This is a genomic window from Haemophilus sp. UMB1048 (assembly GCF_030218125.1).
Classification (GTDB): Bacteria; Pseudomonadota; Gammaproteobacteria; order Enterobacterales; family Pasteurellaceae; genus Haemophilus_D.
In genome coordinates this window covers 37378-54358 of record NZ_JASOPB010000010.1, presented here as the reverse complement: position 1 = coordinate 54358, position 16981 = coordinate 37378, and the positions used below count along the sequence as shown (strand labels likewise).

The window sequence follows — 16981 nt, the reverse complement described above, 5'->3', positions numbered from 1 at the left end:
GGTGGGTCGTGAAGGATTCGAACCTTCGACCAACGGATTAAAAGTCCGCTGCTCTACCGACTGAGCTAACGACCCACGTCATTTCGTAACAGGTGCGTATAATACCGATTTTATTTTCTGACGCAAGAAAAATCTGAAGAAATTGTGCTAATTGCGTGAATACTCGTCAATTTTTAAGAAAATTTGAGATAAAGAAAAACGGAGAGCTTATTGCTCTCCGTTTTATATAAGAATCAAGATTCTCTAAAAATTAGTATGCTAACACTGCACGACGGTTTTTAGAGTATGTAGCTTCATCGTGACCTAACACTGCAGGTTTTTCTTCACCGTAAGAAACAGTTGATACTTTACCAGCGTCAACACCTTTACCAGCTAAGAAACCTTTAACTGCGTCAGCACGACGTTGACCTAAAGCGATGTTGTACTCTGGAGTACCACGTTCGTCAGTGTTACCTTCAACAACAACTTTAGAAGCTGGCGTTGCATTTAAGTATGCCGCGTGAGCATCTAAGATTTGAACGTATTCACCTTCGATGTTGAATTTGTCGAAACCGAAGTAAACGGTGTTGTAACGTTGTTGAAGATCTTCAACAGAGTAACCACCGAAAGTTTGGCCGTTGTTGTTAGCACCGTTGCCTGCTGCATCGTTGTTTGATGAGCTACATGCTGCTAATGCAGCTACTGAACCAGCAACTAATAATGATTTAACAAATTTGTTCATTAGATTTCTCCTCAATGAGTTCTTTTATTTAGTCAAATATGGCGACCAAGCAGGAAATTTCACTTGGCCATTACTTCCTGGAAGACTCGCCTTAAAGCGACCATCTGCAGAAACTAATTGTAACACCTTTCCTAACCCTTGTGTAGAGCTGTAAATAATCATGATACCGTTAGGCGAAATGCTTGGGCTTTCACCTAAGAAAGATGTACTTAATACTTCAGAGCTACCGGTTGTGAGATCTTGTTTCACCACGTTGTTATTACCGTTGATCATCACAAGTGTTTTACCATCGCTACTGATTTGCGCACTACCGCGACCACCTACTGGTGACGCACCACCACCGCTTGCGCTCATGCGATAAACTTGTGGGGAACCACTTCTATCTGAAGTAAAGAGAATTGAGCTACCATCTGGAGACCATGACGGTTCTGTATTATTACCCGCACCGCTAGTTAATTGAGTAGGTTTTCCTCCATTTGAGCTCATTACATAGATGTTTAATAAACCATCTTGTGAAGAAGCAAACGCAAGTTTAGAACCGTCTGGAGAGAACGCTGGTGCACCGTTATGACCAGGGAAAGAAGCAACCACTTTACGAGAACCTGAACCTAAGTCTTGTACAACAAGTTGTGATTTTTTGTTCTCAAAAGATACGTAAGCTAAACGTTTACCATCTGGAGACCATGCTGGAGACATAATTGGTTGTGAGCTACGATTTACAATGAATTGATTGTACCCATCATAATCTGCTACACGAACTTCATAAGGTTGTGATCCACCATTTTTTTGTACCACATAAGCAATACGCGTTCTGAATGCACCACGAATACCGGTTAATTTTTCAAATACTTCATCACTCACTGTATGTGCACCGTAACGTAACCATTTATTAGTCACGGTATAGCTATTTTGTGCAAGTACTGCACCTGGTGTACCTGATGCGCCCACAGTATCAACTAACTGATAAGAAATGTTATAACCGCTACCAGTTGAAGTCACTTGACCTACAACAACAGCATCAATACCTAAAGCAGTCCAAGCCTCTGGTTTCACTTCAGCTGCGGTTGTTGGTTGTTGTGGCATTTGGCTTACTGGAATTGGATTAAATTTACCACTATTACGTAAGTCATCCGCAACAATTTGACCAATATTTTCTGGTGCAGAACCTGCGAAAGGAACAACTGCGATAGGACGAGCCCCATCAACACCTTCATCAATCACAATTCGAACTTCATCTTCTGCCATTGCTGTGCTTGCAAATGCAAACATCACCACAAATAGCCCCATAACACGTTTGATCAATTTCATTTAATCACCTTATTTTAACGTTGTTATTTTTCTAAAACCGATTATCGAGCATTGATATCAAAATCGATAGCCGGCGCTTTATATTTCTCATACACTGCATCAGATGGTGCTGCTGGAACTTTTTTCGTTCTTGCCACCGCACTTAATGCTGCAGTACAGATATCATCAGGTCCAGAAACTCGTTGGTAAGCTAAAATAGTACCATCTCGACCGAGTTGAATTTTAATACGGCAAACTTTACCGGCAAAACTTGGATCTTTTAAGAAACGGCGTTGAATTTCACGTTTAATCACACCTGCATATTGGTCACCGACCTTGCCACCGTCTCCAGCCCCAAGTCCCGCACCACTACCTTGTGTACCGCCTTTATTCGCATTGCCACCTTTAGATGCGCTACCACCACCGATGTCACCACCGTTCATGAAATCATCTAAAGCTGCTTGATCCGCTTTACGTTTTGCTGCATCAGCTTTGGCTTTCGCATCAGCCTTCGCTTTAGCTTCTGCATCCGCTTTAGCTTTTGCTTCTGCCTTGGCTTTTGCTTCAGCCTCTGCTTTCGCTTTTGCATCAGCCTCTGCTTTCGCTTTCGCCTTAGCATCTGCTTCTGCTTTAGCCTTGGCGTCTGCCTCAGCTTTTGCCTTCGCTTTTGCTTCAGCCTCTGCTTTAGCTTTCGCCTCAGCCTTGGCTTTAGCATCTGCTTCTGCTTTTTCTTTCGCTTTTTGAGCTTCAGCTTGTGCCTTCGCTTTCGCCTCTTCTTCAGCCTGTTTAGCGGCTGCCGCTAAACGTTTTGCCTCGGCTTCAGCTTTCAACTTCGCGGCCTCTGCAGCTTGTTTTGCTTTTGCTTCTTCAGCTTGTTTCTGTTTTTCTAACGCCTCTTGACGAGCAAGCTCTTGTTGCTGTTTTTGCTTTTGCTTTTCAATTTCTTGCTGCTTTTGTTTTTCAAGTTCTTTTTGACGTTGAATTTCCTGCTGACGCTTAATCTCTTCTTGTTTCGCAATTTCTTGCTGATTTGGTTCAGGTTCAGGCTCTGGTTTTTTCTCTTCAACTACAGGCTCTGGTTTCTTCTGTTTATCAGTTTGACCTTTTTTCTGTTGTTGAATACGTCCCCATTCCTGTGCTGCGCTGCCAGTATCGACCATCACAGCTCCCATGGCATCACCTTCACCTTCTCCACCACCCATTATTTCAACGGTTTGATAAAGAGAGCTCCAAATCAACAAACCAAACAATGCAAGGTGCATCGCAATAGAGATGACAAACTCATTTGCACGTTTTTTTCGTCGATTATTCTGCACGGTTTTACCTACTTATTCTTAAATTGGGTTGGTCATTAAACCCACAGACTTAATGCCGGCAAGATGTAGTAAATTCAGTGCTTTAATCACTTCTTCATAAGGTACATCTTTTGCTCCGCCCACTAAGAACATTGTGTTATTGTCTTTATCAAATTCTTGTTTTGATAATTGGGTTACCATTTCTTCGTTAAGGCCTTCTTGGCGTTGACCACCAATAGAAATCGAATACTGCCCTACACCTGCTACTTCTAAGATAACCGGTGTTTTATCTTCATTTGATACATTTTGACTTTGCACCGAATCAGGGAGTTCTACTTGAACGCTCTGACTGATAATCGGCGCGGTTGCCATAAAAATTAACACTAAAACTAAAAGAACATCGAGAAATGGCACGATGTTAATTTCAGATTTAATGTCTTTACGCTGACGACGAGCCATAATTTCCTCTAAAACTTCGCTAAAATCCACCGCACTTTTCGTTTTATTTATTAAGTGCGGTCAATTTTTCATTTATTTTTAATGGGGCGCTTTACCAAAAGCTTGACGATGTAAAATTGTGGTGAATTCATCAATGAAGTTACCATAATTTTGTTCAATCGCATTTACACGTAAGCTTAAACGGTTATACGCCATTACAGCTGGAATCGCCGCAAACAAACCGATTGCGGTTGCGATCAAGGCTTCTGCGATACCTGGCGCAACCATTTGTAATGTTGCTTGTTTCGCACCACTTAATGCCATAAATGCGTGCATGATCCCCCAAACAGTACCAAATAAACCGATATATGGACTTACAGAAGCCACTGTTGCTAAGAAAGGTACACGACTTTCAAGAGCTTCTACTTCACGATTCATCGCAAGGTTCATCGCACGAGTCGTACCTTTAATAATAGCTTCTGGCGCATTCGCGTTCACTTGTTTTAAGCGAGAGAATTCTTTAAAGCCGACAAAGAAAATTTGTTCGCTACCTGTTAATACTTCACGACGATTAGATAAACCATCATAAAGTTTATTTAAATCTTCACCAGACCAGAAACGATCTTCAAAAGTGTTCGCTTCTTTTAACGCGCTCGTCAAAATACGGCTACGTTGAATGATGATTGCCCAAGAAATAATTGAGAACGAAATTAAGATCACAATTACAAGTTGAACAACGATACTCGCTTTTAGAAAAAGATCTAAAAAGTTCAATTCTGCAGTCATTGCATACTCCGAAAAGTTATTTACTTTAAAAATGCCGCTTTTAATTCTTCAGGAATTGCGACAGGTTTCATTTTGCCTAGATCAACACAGGCTACCTTAACAGTAGCCTTTGATAACACCACCGTCTCACGAACTAACCGCTGTTCAAAGAGGATTGTCGCCCCTTTCACTGCCGTTATTTCAGTTTCGACAATAAGATAATCATCCAATTTTGCCGGAATACTATAGTCAATAGACATGGTTTTGACCACAAAAGCGACTTGTTGTTCCTGCAATAATAATTGTTGGGAAAAATTAAGCGTTCTTAAATATTCAGTTCGCGCACGTTCAAAAAAATGTAAGTAACGTGCGTGATACACTACTCCGCCTGCATCCGTGTCCTCATAATAAACACGAACCGGAAAGGTAAAACATTGGTTATTCAAAATAATGCTCAAATTATCAGCCATAACAAGCCGCTTATTTTAGAACCTGTTCATAAGATGTGCAAGATCCAAATAATAATATTTGTCTATCGTTCTTATAATAACCAATGCTGAACAATGGCGATTATTGTGGTGAAATAACCAATAAATGGCAAGAAAACAAGCTGCCATATTGCCCGACGAATATCAAATCCAATGCCGTGGATCCATAAATTAATCAATCCCCAAAAGATTGCGAGAATCCAAGCAGGATGAGCAGTTCGAAGTGCGGTCGAAAATTGACTTAAATTTAAAAAGAAAGCTGCAGTTAAAAATAACGCTAAAATAAACGAAAGGGTTCGCAAGGAACCCTTATTACTTAATTGATAGAGTGAATTAATCATCATTACTCGTCAAATTTACCTGACTTTTCTTTACCAATGGTTAATTTAGCACTCACCATAACTGCAGCCAACACACCCACTACCCAAATTGCATATAACATATTGTTTCTCCTTAGTATAATGAGTTTTTGTTGTCTTCAACAAAGCTTTCATCCAAGCGACCAAACATTTTGTAGTATGACCAAATGGTGTAAAGCAATGAGATGGTAACAAATACTAGTGCCAAGTAGAACATTAAGGTTAATGTTAATTCACTTGACGTTGCATCCCACATTAACAAGCTTTGTTCTGGATGAGTACTTGAAGGCATTACAAATGGGAACATTGATACTGCCGCAGTGATAATTACACCAGCCATTGTTAATACTGAGAATAAGAACGCGAAACCACAACGATTTGCTTTAGATGCAACCACATTCAATAATGCACCAACTACTGCTAATGCTGGGAATGCCCATAAAGCTGGATTTTCATTGAAGTTTTTGAACCATGCACCTGCTTCAACTGCCACTTGTTTACCTGAAGCTGGCGCTGATGCTGCAAAGTGATCCACTGCGCTAGTCACAACATACCCGTCTTTGAAAGAAAGCCACACACCTGCAAGTACAAAAGTAATTAATGTCACTAATGCACCGATTTGTGTAATTGCTCTTGCACGATCACGCAATGCTGCAGTGGTTTTCATTTGTAACCAGTTTGCACCGTGAGTCACTAGCATTGCAAGGCTTAACACACCGCAAAGTAATGCGAATGGATTTAATAATGCAAAGAAAGAACCTGTGTAAGTAGCTTGTGAAAGCTCATTTAATTCGAATGGTACACCTTGTAATAAATTACCAAATGCTACACCGAATACTAATGCAGGTACAAAACCACCCGCAAATAAGCCCCAATCCCACACAGCACGCCATGTTGGATTATCAATTTTCGCACGATATTCAAAACCAATTGGACGGAAAAATAACGCGGCTAACACGAGGAATAAGGCAATATAGAAGCCTGAAAACGCCACAGAGTAAACAATCGGCCATGCCGCAAAGATTGCACCACCAGCGGTTAATAACCAAACTTGGTTACCATCCCAGTGTGGAGCAATAGAGTTAATCATAATTCGTTTTTCTACTTCTTTCTTACCTGCTACTGGTAAAAGTGCGGTCACGCCCATATCGAATCCATCTGTTACAGCGAAACCGATAAGCAATACAACAACTAGCACCCACCAAATAATACGTAGAATTTCATAATCAAGCATAATCCATCTCCTGCTTATTTAGATGATTGCTCAAAATAGTATTTGCCGGTTTTCAATGCACTTGGACCTAAACGTGCATATTTAAACATCAAATACATTTCCGCAATAATGAAGAAGAAGTAAAGTACACAAATTAAACCGATAGAGAACCATAAGTCACCTACACTCAAGTTAGAGGCAGACACACCCACCGGTAATACTTCATAAATCGCCCATGGTTGACGACCAAATTCAGCTAAGAACCAACCAAATTCAATCGCTAAGAATGGCAATGGAATACCCCAAAGCAATGCTTTAAGTAATAAGCGAGAAGAAGTCACTTTGTTACGTAAATTTTGAACAAATGCACCAAAGGTCAGTAAAATAATTAAACCACCTGCGGCTAACATACCACGGAATGCCCAGAAGTTAGGACCGACATTTGGAATAGTATCACGTGCTGCTTGTTTAATTTGTTCATCCGTTGCATCAACAACTTTATCTGTGTAACGTTTTAATAATAAACCGAAACCTAAATCACCTTTGACTTCATCAAATTTTGCTTTAGTTTCAGGATTTACTTGGCCTGCTGATTTTTTCTCTGCTTTTAATTGCGTGAATAAATCATAAGCAACCATACCGTTACGAACACGACCTTCATTTTTCGCTTGAATATCTTTCAAACCAACAATTTCAGTGTCTAAAGAACGCGTTGCAATTAAACCACCTAAGTAAGGGATTTCAATCGCAAAATCATTTTTCATTTCAGCGGTATTTGGAATCGCAACTGGATGGAATGGCGCTGGCGCAGGATGGGTATCAAACTCAGCTTCCATTGCAGCCAATTTCACAGGTTGTGCTTTACCAATTTCATAACCTGATTCATCCCCCATAATTAATACCGCTGATGCAGCGATAAAACCAAAAGTTGCCGCTACAGAGAATGAACGTTTAGCAAAACCAATATCGCGGCCTTTTAATAAATAGAATGCACTGATACCTAATACAAACATTGCACCGGTTGTATAACCTGCTGTTAATGTGTGTAAGAATTTACCTTGCGCAACTGGATTTAACCAAAGATCTAAGAAGCTGGTCATTTCCATACGAATGGTTTCAAAGTTAAACTCTGCCGCTACCGGATGTTGCATCCAACCATTCGCGACTAAAATCCACATCGCAGAAAGGTTTGAACCAAAGGCTACGCAGTAAGTTGCGAGTAAGTGTTTACCTTTAGTTAAACGATCCCAACCGAAGAAGAATAGACCCACGAAAGTGGACTCTAAGAAGAACGCAAGTAATGCTTCGATTGCTAATGGCGCACCGAAAATATCACCTACATAGTGAGAATAATAAGACCAGTTTGTCCCGAATTGGAACTCCATGATAATACCGGTCGTCACCCCTAGAGCAAAGTTAATACCAAATAACTTACCCCAGAATTTTGTCATATCTTTATATACTTCTTTGCCCGTTTTAACATAAATGGTTTCCATGATCACAAGAACGAAAGATAAACCTAATGTTAATGGTACAAAAATGAAGTGATATAACGCAGTTAATGCAAACTGCAAGCGTGAGAGATCAACAACGTCTAACATCTCAACTCCTTGTATAAATCTACAAGATTTTCACTTTATGATTACCAAGGATAACCCCAAATAACCACCCCAAACTACTCAACAGAAATTGTTAAGAAATATTGAATTATTTACGTAATAATTGCCTTTTCTATTCTCAAAACAGAATACAGTAACCAATTACAGTATAAATATTCAAAAATTTGCCCTATTCTACTACTATTTATGAGGATAAAAAACAGAAAAAACCGTTATCTTGATCACATTTTTTGATATAAGTTACAAAATACCCTATTTTGCATAACAATGACAAAATTGATCCACATCAAATTCTGTATTTTTTGCTCAAAATGGAAAAATTTATCTATCACAAGGAAACTTTATTTAAAAAAAATGGACAAAATAATCACTAGACAGGGCTGCAAGATTTTGCTATTTTTTAGCCTAATAATATTTGGAAAGATTTGTAGGGATTTACAATGAAAAAAATTTGCGTAATTTTGACCGCACTTTTCGGTTCTATGGCATTATCTGCTACCGCAGCACCTCTTACAGAAAACAAAGCTGCTCTTCCACAACAATGTACACAGTTATTTAAAGAAACAGAAAATTTGATTGCTCAAGCAGAAAAACAGCCTGGCACTCATACTCAAGTAGGTAAAATCAAAAGTAAACTTAATCAAAGCAAACAGCAAATTCTCGAGATGGAATTAGCGACTCAACAAAAAAGCTGTGATGTGGGTTTAGCAAGATTAAATAGCATGAAGAGCTATACTGAAGGAACTAACTAAGCAGGTTTCAAAAAGAAAGGACATATTGATATCAATATGTCCTTTTTTCTATCTCTTATTCTGACGGCTTCTGAAGTCCGAAGTGTCGATAAGTTAACGAGGTCGCAATTCGGCCTCGAGGCGTACGCTGTAAAAACCCTTGTTGAATCAAGTAAGGTTCTAAAACATCCTCGATAGTGTCTCGTTCTTCACCTATTGCTGCAGCCAAGTTATCTAACCCAACTGGTCCACCATCAAAACGTTCAATCACTGCGGTAAGCAATTTTCTATCTAAGTAATCAAAGCCCGCATCATCTACATCTAACATTGAAAGCGCTTGCTTCGCAATGTCTGCCGATATAATGCCATCATTACGCACATCAGCAAAATCTCGAACGCGACGCAATAAACGGTTTGCAATACGAGGGGTGCCACGTGAACGACGAGCCACTTCAAAAGCGGCTTTATCTTCTAATTCCAGATTTAAGCAAGAGGCACTTCTTGTCACAATAGAAGTTAAATCTTCAACGGAATAAAATTCTAAACGCTGAACAATACCAAAACGATCACGTAGTGGTGAAGTTAAAGAACCCGCTCGAGTTGTTGCACCAATTAATGTGAAAGGTGGCAAATCCAATTTAATTGAGCGTGCAGCAGGGCCTTCACCGATCATAATATCCAACTGATAATCTTCCATTGCTGGATAAAGCACTTCTTCAATCGCTGGGGAAAGACGGTGAATTTCATCAATAAACAACACATCATGGGGTTCAAGATTTGTCAGCATTGCTGCCAAATCCCCTGCTTTTTCAAGAACAGGCCCTGATGTGGTGCGAATATTCACACCCATTTCATTCGCAACAATATTAGCTAGCGTCGTTTTTCCTAAACCTGGAGGGCCGAAGATCAAAAGATGATCTAAGGCATCTTGACGCAATTTTGCCGCCTTAATAAAAATATCCATTTGCTCTCGCACTTGCGGCTGTCCCACATAGTCCGCTAAAAGCTTTGGACGAATCGCACGATCGATGACATCTTCATCCATCTTTGCCTGACTGCTAATAATTCTATCTGCTTCGATCATATCTGTTTAATCTTTATAATGCGGCTTTTAAGGCTTCGCGAATTAATTGCTCACTGCTTAAATCTGCTTTAGCCACTTTTTTCACCATTTTTTCAGCATCGGTTGGTTTATAGCCTAACGCAATCAGCGCAGCAACCGCTTCATCAGCTGAGCTCTCAGCTTGGCGCAATTCTGACGTTGAAGGAATATGCTTGCTCTCCACAAAGAAATCACTTTGGCGAACATCTTTAAACTTCCCTTTTAACTCTACCAATAAACGTTCAGCCGTTTTCTTGCCCACCCCAGGGATTTTAACTAATTTTGACAGTTCTTCTCGTTCAATAGCATAAGCAAACTGCTCTACTGACATTGCAGATAAAATTGCAAGTGCTAATTTAGGACCAACACCATTAGTTTTAATTAATTCACGGAATAAAGTGCGGTCAGTTTTTTGGGCAAATCCAAAAAGAAGATGAGCATCTTCACGCACAACAAGATGGGTAAATAAAGTAGTTTCTTTCCCAATTTCAGGTAAGTCATAAAAACTGGTCATCGGTAACAATAATTCGTAACCGACACCTTGTACATCAAGCAAAATTTCAGGTGGTTGTTTTTCTAATAAGATGCCTTTTAAACGACCGATCATAAGATTTCCATGTAAAAAAATTTTGCATAGAATAAAATAAAACTGGATATTAATCCAGTTAAATTTTTAATCTAAATCGACCTCGGCTGTACCTTGTTTTTAAAAGTGCGGTCATTTTTTCGTGTGTTTCTGTGGTTTTGACCGAGCCTGCAATATGCAAGGAATGTTGAATGGTATGAGCATGAGTGATCGCAATGGCTAAAGCATCTGCCGCATCAGCTTGTGGTTTATCTGAAAGCTTCAAAATTCGTGTCACCATGTCTTGAACTTGAACTTTATCTGCAGAACCAATCCCAACGACAGTCTGTTTCACCAAACGAGCGGCATATTCAAATACCGGTAAATCATGGTTCACGGCTGCCACAATCGCCGTACCACGTGCTTGCCCCAGTTTTAAAGCTGAATCCGCATTTTTAGCCATAAACACTTGTTCAATGGCAAACATATCGGGCTGGAATTGTGTGATGATTTCTGTTACGCCAGCATAAATTCGTTTTAAGCGTGTAGGTAAATCCTCTACCTGCGTGCGGATTGCTCCACTACCGAGATATTCTAAATGCCGACCATTTTGTCTAATCACACCATAGCCTGTTACACGAGAACCTGGGTCAATGCCTAAAATAATACTCATAAATTCTCAAAAATAAACGGCCGGTCAATGCCGGCCGTTTTTAGCGTTAATTATTGGTTTGCTTTTGCAGTTGCTTTTGCATCTACATCACAGTTTTTCACAACAATTTTATCTGCTTTTTTGTCTTTGATTAAAAGATTTACTGGCGCAACAGAATCAAATTTATCTAAAGTTAAACCACTATCTACGTTCCAAACATATTTGCCTGAAGTAAATGAAGTGAAGTCTTTTTGAGCTGCATCACGAGCAAAATCTTTCGCGATAACTTTGTTACCCACCATCACCATTGCCGCTGTTGGCTCTTGGTTTTCGAATTGATAAACTGCAGTTACAGTTTTCTTGTTACAAGTATAAACTACTGTTTTATCCGTTACAGTAGGTGCTGCAGTTTGCTCTGCTTTATTTTCCACTTTTGGTGCTTCGCTTGCACAAGCTGATAAAACAACAAGAGCGGCCATTGCAGGTAATACTTTAGCTAATTTCATTCTAAATCTCCTTAAAATTACAGCTGAGCTGCAACTTCATCACTAATTTCACCGTTATGATATACGTTTTGTACATCGTCACAGTCTTCTAACATGTCAATTAAACGCAACAATTTAGGCGCAGTTTCAAGATCAAGATCAACTGTTGTTGATGGAATCATTGTCACTTCTGCATTATCAATTTTAAATCCTGCTGCTTCGATTGCATCGCGCACAGAACCTAAATCTTCCCACGCGGTATAGATTTCAAATGATCCATCATCTTGCGGTTGAACATCATCCGCACCGGCTTCAATTGCCGCCTCCATTAACGCATCTTCTTCACCTTGGCTAATTAAAATCAAGCCTTTTTTGCTGAATAAGTAGCCCACAGAACCTTCTGTCCCTAAGTTGCCACCACATTTAGTAAAACTTGGGCGAACCTGTGAGATGGTTCGGTTTGCGTTGTCACTTAGACACTCAACCATCACAGCAGTTCCACCCGGACCATAACCTTCGTAAATTCTTGTTTCCATATTGGTGTCATCACCACCACCCACACCGCGTTCAATCGCACGGTTAATGGTGTCGCGAGTCATGTTGCTCGATAAGGCTTTATCTACTGCCGCACGTAGACGCGGGTTCGCACTTACATCACCGCCACCAATTTTTGCCGCAGTGACTAATTCACGAATTAATTTTGTAAAAATTTTACCGCGTTGCGCATCTTGTGCTGCTTTACGGTGTTTAATATTTGCCCACTTACTATGGCCTGCCATGTTGTTTTCCTTCTTATCTTAAAAACGTTTTTAAATGAAATCCTCTTCTATAGAGGAAAGCCGTTCATCAAATATTTTTTGATGGCCTCGGCATTATTCGGTGATTTCGTCATTTGGATCGCATCTTCTGGTAAAACCCATTGATACGCCAAATGCTCACTTAATATCGGTTTAAATTCCTGCTCAACTGCCAATAAAAACCAATTTTCATGACAGTGAGTCACATTCGGTGCGTATTTATAGCGGAAATGTGGGAAAATTTCAAATTCTATACTCTCTTTACAATCAAAAAGTGCGGTCGAATTTTCTTCTATTTTTAATCCTACTTCTTCCCAAACTTCTCGAATTGCTGTTTCTCTTGGTGTTTCATTGGTTTCCAGTGTCCCCGTAACGGATTGCCAAAAACTGGGATCATCTTGGCGCTGAAGCATTAGAACACGATGCGTGCTTTCCGCATAAATTACCACGAGAACCGATTGATTATTTTTATATTTCAAGCTCGTCATCTACATGATTGAGAATGGACAGCATCATACCTTTTCTACTAAAAACTTTCAAAAAAATTACCGCACTTTAAAACTAAAGTGCGGTAATTATCTCAATTATTTTAGTTTAACCAGCCAGCTTGTTGGGCGATAAATAATCCTGCAAAGGCTGTTAAGTAGAATAAACCGATAAGGGATAACCACAATAATCCGCCTTTTACACTGTGTTTCGCATGCTTAGTCAAAGATAAATTCAACCAAGCAAAGATTGGTGCAGAAACAAATGAAGCAATCATCGCGAATTTCAGCATTGGGCCTACTGCATTATTAAAGTAGAAAATAATCGCTAAACCAGATAACGCCGCAAAAATCATACCGATATTAAGAATTCTCACAGAGCTTTCTTGTTTACCGAATAAGATACGCAAAGATTCAACATTAGTACGAGAATAACCATCAATTACTGTAATTGTTGTACCAAACATACACATGAACGCAATTACTGCAATTAATAAGCGAGACCATTCACCAATAGTACTTGCATACATATTGATAAGTTGTGCGATATATTTTCCGCCAACCATCTCTACGGTTTCTGGAGAACCATATTGTACCAATGCACCAAGCGCTAAAAATACGACAGCTAAAATTGCTGTACCGATATAACCCACGTTGAAGTCAAATAAACCATCTTCATAAGATACTTTCGTTAGACGACGTTTTGCCACCACCCACATAGAGTTAACAGCAGAAATTTCAATTGGTGCAGGCATCCAGCCCATTAAGGCCACTAAAAACGCTAATTTACTTAATTCCCATGGAGAAGGCGCTACAAAATCAGGTGTGGCTACGCCATTGATACCATTACGCATAAAAGCAATCACGACAGCGCTCACGGTTGTTACCGTTAAAGCAATCATGATGATTTTCGATAAGCTATCTAATAAACGGTATTTACCCAACAATAAAATGCCGGTTGTCACAAGAATCACTAATGAGCTTAATACTGGCATCGGTAGTGGAATTGGCGTAATGAAGGTTAAAATTGCTGCCGTTAATAATCCTACTGCAGCAGTATTAATTACTGTGGCAAAAACGTTTAAAGCAAGGAATAACCAAAGGTAGAACTTCCCTTTTTGACGGTAACCTTCTAACAAGGTATTACCGGTATCTAGGGTATATTGAACACCGAAACGGAAGAAAGGATATTTAAATAAGTTAGCAAGAATCACAATGCTCACTAATTCCCAACCATAGATCGCCCCCGCTTGAGTGGATGCAATAATATGCGAACCACCAACAGCTGCTGATGCCATCACGATGCCAGGACCTAAGGCAGAGAATTTACTCGCCCATGTTGATTTTTCTACTGGAGTTGAAACTTCACTCATAAAATGTTCTCTTATAAATTAATCATAAATCGAAAAAGGCCTTATTTATAATAGAATTTTATCCTTGAGTAAAGTAAATAAAGTTCCATTTAAAGAAGAATAAAAGTGTAAAAATCTAATTATTTTTAAATTTCAGGATATAATTTCAAAACAAATAAAACCACATCATATTCATACCAAAAAAGTGATGTATTTAAGTGAATAAAATTTTTTCAATAAAAAGAAAGTGCGGTCAAAATCAGTTGAATTTTTGACCGCACTTATATCGTATTAGCTCATACTAGATACTAAAAACTAGAATAGTCATGAGAAACAAGTCCCCTCTACTCTGACACTTTTGAAGTTTGAGTAAAATATTTATTTACACTTGGTCGATAGAGAATTAATCCAAACACAATTAAGCGAACGACTGAGCCAATAAATAAAGTTGAGTCAAGACCGTAGCTAATCCAGCTCCACACAATATATAAAAGAGCTGATATTATAAATAAGATCCGACCACTATTTTGCCCTTCAAGCAATTTAATACCTGTAAGAAAAATTAATACACCCAGAACAAAATTTATTAGGTATAGTCTCAAAATCTGATCGAAACTTAAACTAAATGTTTCTTCAAATAATGAAAAAAGTAGGGAAAAGCAATCACTAGCTCCCCCCAGTATGTATAACAAAGCAATCACACTTACAGATATTGGGCGTTCCATTTTATACCTTGCAATAACACCTATAACTTAATAAACCAAAAAATCGACCGTAAAACTACGGTCGATTTTAAAAACAGAAACTACTCAGCTTTAGTCACTGCAATACTCAACTCAGCTAATGCCTGTGGATTCGCAAAACTTGGCGCTTCAGTCATTAAACAAGCTGCGGCTGTTGTTTTCGGGAATGCAATCACATCACGGATATTTTCAGTGCCTGTTAAAAGCATGGTTAAACGGTCTAAACCAAATGCTAAACCAGCATGTGGCGGTGTACCGAATTTTAATGCATCTAACAAGAAACCGAATTTTTCGCGTTGTTCTTGTTCGTTGATACCAAGAATGCGGAATACCGTTTGTTGCATTTTTGGATCGAAAATACGCACAGAACCACCACCTACTTCATAGCCGTTGATCACCATATCGTAAGCATTTGCTACCGCACTTGTTGGATCGGCTTCTAATTGCTCTGGGCTGAAATCTTTTGGTGAAGTGAATGGGTGATGCATTGCAGCAAGATTACCTTCATCGTCACGTTCAAACATAGGGAAATCAATTACCCAAAGCGGTTGCCATTCATCTAAACGAGTTAAACCAAGATCACGACCTAATTTCAAACGTAACGCACCCATTGCATCCGTCGTGGTTTGCCATTTATCTGCACCGAAGAATAAGATATCGCCAGTTTGAGCTTTCACGCGTTCAGCTAACGCTTTCCATACCTCTTCATTTAAGAATTTCGCAATCGGGCTTTGTACGCCTTCAAGACCAGCATTAATGTCATTTACTTTCGCCCAAGCCAAACCTTTTGCACCGTAAATGCCCACAAATTGTGTGTATTCATCAATTTGTTTACGAGTGATTTCAGTACCATTTGGTACACGAATGACTGCCACACGACCGTTTGGATTATTTGCAGGCTCATTAAATACTTTAAATTCAACATCTTTAACGATATCTGCCACATCAACTAATTCAAGCGGGTTACGCAAATCTGGTTTATCTGAACCAAAACGAGTCATCGCTTCTTGCCAGGTCATTTGTGGGAATTTACCTAAATCCACACCAATGATGTTTTGCCATAAACCGTGTACCATGCGTTCCATGATCTCACGTACTTCTGGCGCAGTTAAGAAAGAAGTTTCCACATCGATTTGGGTAAATTCAGGCTGACGGTCTGCACGTAAGTCTTCATCACGGAAACATTTTACGATTTGATAATAACGATCAAAACCAGACATCATGAGAAGCTGTTTGAAAAGCTGTGGTGATTGAGGTAATGCATAGAATTTGCCTTTATGTACACGACTTGGCACTAAATAGTCACGCGCACCTTCTGGCGTTGCTTTGGTAAGCATTGGGGTTTCAATATCAAGGAAACCATTGTCATCCATAAAACGACGCACAAAGCTGGTGATTTTTGCACGGGTTTTCAAACGTTGTGCCATTTCTGGACGACGTAAATCTAAATAACGATATTTTAAACGTTGTTCTTCGGTGTTATTTTGGTTGAAGTCTAATGGTAAAACGTCAGAAGCATTGTAGATGCGTAATTCTTTCGCTAATACTTCTACTTCGCCTGTCGCCATATTTTTATTAACTTGATTATCAGGACGCGCGATTACTTCACCTTTAATTTGAATACAAAATTCATTACGTAAGCTCGAAGCTGCAGTTAACGCTTCTTGATATTTCGGGTCAAAACAAACTTGTACGACACCATCGCGATCACGCATATCAATAAAAATTAAACCACCTAAATCGCGACGACGGTGAACCCAACCGCTTAATGTTACTTCTTGTCCAATATGGTTGCGGTTTAATGCACCGCAATAATGTGTACGCATCATTTCTATATTCCTTTCATTTTTCTAAAAATGGATAATTAACACGTTGATTATACGG

The 16981-nt window shown here is 39.3% G+C and carries 19 protein-coding genes and 1 tRNA gene; 1 reads left to right on the top strand and 19 read right to left on the bottom strand.

The features are described 5' to 3' along the window. Nucleotides 1-2 precede the first annotated feature (2 nt). The 10 genes from QP437_RS09355 to QP437_RS09310 all read right to left on the bottom strand — a co-directional run bounded on the left by QP437_RS09355 (nt 3) and on the right by QP437_RS09310 (nt 8167). Nucleotides 3-75: transfer RNA gene (locus tag QP437_RS09355), tRNA-Lys, on the bottom strand. Nucleotides 76-250: 175 nt separating this feature from the next. Then, nucleotides 251-721, bottom strand: a complete 471-nt coding sequence (gene pal / locus QP437_RS09350; RefSeq protein ID WP_285267653.1) for a peptidoglycan-associated lipoprotein Pal — start codon at nt 719-721, stop codon at nt 251-253. A gap of 24 nt (nt 722-745) precedes the next feature. After that, nucleotides 746-2029: a Tol-Pal system beta propeller repeat protein TolB gene (gene tolB, locus QP437_RS09345; RefSeq protein ID WP_014064915.1), complete on the bottom strand. Its 1284-nt coding sequence runs from the start codon at nt 2027-2029 to the stop codon at nt 746-748. A gap of 41 nt (nt 2030-2070) precedes the next feature. After that, on the bottom strand, nt 2071-3324 hold the full coding sequence (gene tolA, locus QP437_RS09340; protein ID WP_285267652.1) for a cell envelope integrity protein TolA: 1254 nt from the start codon (nt 3322-3324) through the stop codon (nt 2071-2073). 18 nt (nt 3325-3342) lie between these two features. After that, entirely contained in the window at nt 3343-3762 is a 420-nt protein-coding gene (gene tolR, locus QP437_RS09335; RefSeq protein WP_032803822.1) for a colicin uptake protein TolR, read from the bottom strand. A gap of 78 nt (nt 3763-3840) precedes the next feature. After that, the gene (gene tolQ / locus QP437_RS09330) at nt 3841-4527 is read right to left on the bottom strand and encodes a protein TolQ (RefSeq protein WP_049369196.1); all 687 of its coding nucleotides are present in this window, start codon (nt 4525-4527) and stop codon (nt 3841-3843) included. A gap of 20 nt (nt 4528-4547) precedes the next feature. Next, on the bottom strand, nt 4548-4976 hold the full coding sequence (gene ybgC / locus QP437_RS09325; protein WP_285267651.1) for a tol-pal system-associated acyl-CoA thioesterase: 429 nt from the start codon (nt 4974-4976) through the stop codon (nt 4548-4550). 71 nt (nt 4977-5047) lie between these two features. Continuing rightward, on the bottom strand, nt 5048-5335 hold the full coding sequence (ybgE, locus tag QP437_RS09320) for a cyd operon protein YbgE (RefSeq protein ID WP_049381656.1): 288 nt from the start codon (nt 5333-5335) through the stop codon (nt 5048-5050). A 112-nt stretch (nt 5336-5447) separates the two neighbouring features. Further along, a complete protein-coding gene (cydB, locus tag QP437_RS09315; RefSeq protein ID WP_285267650.1) occupies nt 5448-6587 on the bottom strand; it encodes a cytochrome d ubiquinol oxidase subunit II in 1140 nt (379 codons plus the stop codon). A gap of 14 nt (nt 6588-6601) precedes the next feature. Then, nucleotides 6602-8167 carry a cytochrome ubiquinol oxidase subunit I gene (locus QP437_RS09310; protein WP_049370505.1) on the bottom strand — a complete coding sequence of 522 codons (1566 nt, stop codon included), beginning with the start codon at nt 8165-8167 and terminating at the stop codon, nt 6602-6604. Nucleotides 8168-8625: 458 nt separating this feature from the next. Here QP437_RS09310 and QP437_RS09305 point away from each other — a divergent pair, with 458 nt between their 5' ends. Beyond that, nucleotides 8626-8937, top strand: a complete 312-nt coding sequence (locus tag QP437_RS09305) for a DUF5339 domain-containing protein (RefSeq protein ID WP_049368010.1) — start codon at nt 8626-8628, stop codon at nt 8935-8937. Nucleotides 8938-8992: 55 nt separating this feature from the next. Here the strand turns inward: QP437_RS09305 and ruvB are convergent, their stop codons facing one another. The 9 genes from ruvB to aspS form a co-directional block, all read right to left on the bottom strand. Then, complete coding sequence (gene ruvB, locus QP437_RS09300) at nt 8993-10000, bottom strand: Holliday junction branch migration DNA helicase RuvB (protein WP_041918230.1); 1008 nt, start codon at nt 9998-10000, stop codon at nt 8993-8995. Nucleotides 10001-10013: 13 nt separating this feature from the next. Beyond that, nucleotides 10014-10625, bottom strand: coding sequence for a Holliday junction branch migration protein RuvA (ruvA, locus tag QP437_RS09295; RefSeq protein WP_285267649.1), 612 nt, complete (start codon nt 10623-10625; stop codon nt 10014-10016). 58 nt (nt 10626-10683) lie between these two features. Next, on the bottom strand, nt 10684-11256 hold the full coding sequence (gene ruvC, locus QP437_RS09290; protein ID WP_005697069.1) for a crossover junction endodeoxyribonuclease RuvC: 573 nt from the start codon (nt 11254-11256) through the stop codon (nt 10684-10686). A 50-nt stretch (nt 11257-11306) separates the two neighbouring features. Next, the gene (locus tag QP437_RS09285) at nt 11307-11741 is read right to left on the bottom strand and encodes a hypothetical protein (protein WP_285267648.1); all 435 of its coding nucleotides are present in this window, start codon (nt 11739-11741) and stop codon (nt 11307-11309) included. 17 nt (nt 11742-11758) lie between these two features. Beyond that, nucleotides 11759-12499: a YebC/PmpR family DNA-binding transcriptional regulator gene (locus QP437_RS09280; protein ID WP_005697071.1), complete on the bottom strand. Its 741-nt coding sequence runs from the start codon at nt 12497-12499 to the stop codon at nt 11759-11761. A gap of 47 nt (nt 12500-12546) precedes the next feature. Next, the gene (nudB, locus tag QP437_RS09275; protein WP_285267647.1) at nt 12547-13005 is read right to left on the bottom strand and encodes a dihydroneopterin triphosphate diphosphatase; all 459 of its coding nucleotides are present in this window, start codon (nt 13003-13005) and stop codon (nt 12547-12549) included. A 101-nt stretch (nt 13006-13106) separates the two neighbouring features. After that, nucleotides 13107-14375 carry an NRAMP family divalent metal transporter gene (locus QP437_RS09270; protein ID WP_014064903.1) on the bottom strand — a complete coding sequence of 423 codons (1269 nt, stop codon included), beginning with the start codon at nt 14373-14375 and terminating at the stop codon, nt 13107-13109. 323 nt (nt 14376-14698) lie between these two features. Beyond that, nucleotides 14699-15079 carry a hypothetical protein gene (locus QP437_RS09265; protein WP_285267646.1) on the bottom strand — a complete coding sequence of 127 codons (381 nt, stop codon included), beginning with the start codon at nt 15077-15079 and terminating at the stop codon, nt 14699-14701. Nucleotides 15080-15159: 80 nt separating this feature from the next. Continuing rightward, nucleotides 15160-16926: an aspartate--tRNA ligase gene (gene aspS / locus QP437_RS09260; protein WP_285267645.1), complete on the bottom strand. Its 1767-nt coding sequence runs from the start codon at nt 16924-16926 to the stop codon at nt 15160-15162. Nucleotides 16927-16981: the final 55 nt, after the last annotated feature.

Coding starts and splice junctions, on each gene's coding strand:
- QP437_RS09310 (WP_049370505.1), bottom strand. CDS start 8,167: ATGTTAGACGTTGTTGATCTCTCACGCTTGCAGTTTGCATTAACTGCG.
- ruvA (WP_285267649.1), bottom strand. CDS start 10,625: ATGATCGGTCGTTTAAAAGGCATCTTATTAGAAAAACAACCACCTGAA.
- tolB (WP_014064915.1), bottom strand. CDS start 2,029: ATGAAATTGATCAAACGTGTTATGGGGCTATTTGTGGTGATGTTTGCA.
- tolR (WP_032803822.1), bottom strand. CDS start 3,762: ATGGCTCGTCGTCAGCGTAAAGACATTAAATCTGAAATTAACATCGTG.
- QP437_RS09285 (WP_285267648.1), bottom strand. CDS start 11,741: ATGAAATTAGCTAAAGTATTACCTGCAATGGCCGCTCTTGTTGTTTTA.
- QP437_RS09280 (WP_005697071.1), bottom strand. CDS start 12,499: ATGGCAGGCCATAGTAAGTGGGCAAATATTAAACACCGTAAAGCAGCA.
- pal (WP_285267653.1), bottom strand. CDS start 721: ATGAACAAATTTGTTAAATCATTATTAGTTGCTGGTTCAGTAGCTGCA.
- ybgE (WP_049381656.1), bottom strand. CDS start 5,335: ATGATTAATTCACTCTATCAATTAAGTAATAAGGGTTCCTTGCGAACC.
- nudB (WP_285267647.1), bottom strand. CDS start 13,005: ATGACGAGCTTGAAATATAAAAATAATCAATCGGTTCTCGTGGTAATT.
- ybgC (WP_285267651.1), bottom strand. CDS start 4,976: ATGGCTGATAATTTGAGCATTATTTTGAATAACCAATGTTTTACCTTT.
- ruvC (WP_005697069.1), bottom strand. CDS start 11,256: ATGAGTATTATTTTAGGCATTGACCCAGGTTCTCGTGTAACAGGCTAT.
- ruvB (WP_041918230.1), bottom strand. CDS start 10,000: ATGATCGAAGCAGATAGAATTATTAGCAGTCAGGCAAAGATGGATGAA.
- QP437_RS09265 (WP_285267646.1), bottom strand. CDS start 15,079: ATGGAACGCCCAATATCTGTAAGTGTGATTGCTTTGTTATACATACTG.
- tolQ (WP_049369196.1), bottom strand. CDS start 4,527: ATGACTGCAGAATTGAACTTTTTAGATCTTTTTCTAAAAGCGAGTATC.
- aspS (WP_285267645.1), bottom strand. CDS start 16,926: ATGATGCGTACACATTATTGCGGTGCATTAAACCGCAACCATATTGGA.
- cydB (WP_285267650.1), bottom strand. CDS start 6,587: ATGCTTGATTATGAAATTCTACGTATTATTTGGTGGGTGCTAGTTGTT.
- QP437_RS09305 (WP_049368010.1), top strand. CDS start 8,626: ATGAAAAAAATTTGCGTAATTTTGACCGCACTTTTCGGTTCTATGGCA.
- QP437_RS09270 (WP_014064903.1), bottom strand. CDS start 14,375: ATGAGTGAAGTTTCAACTCCAGTAGAAAAATCAACATGGGCGAGTAAA.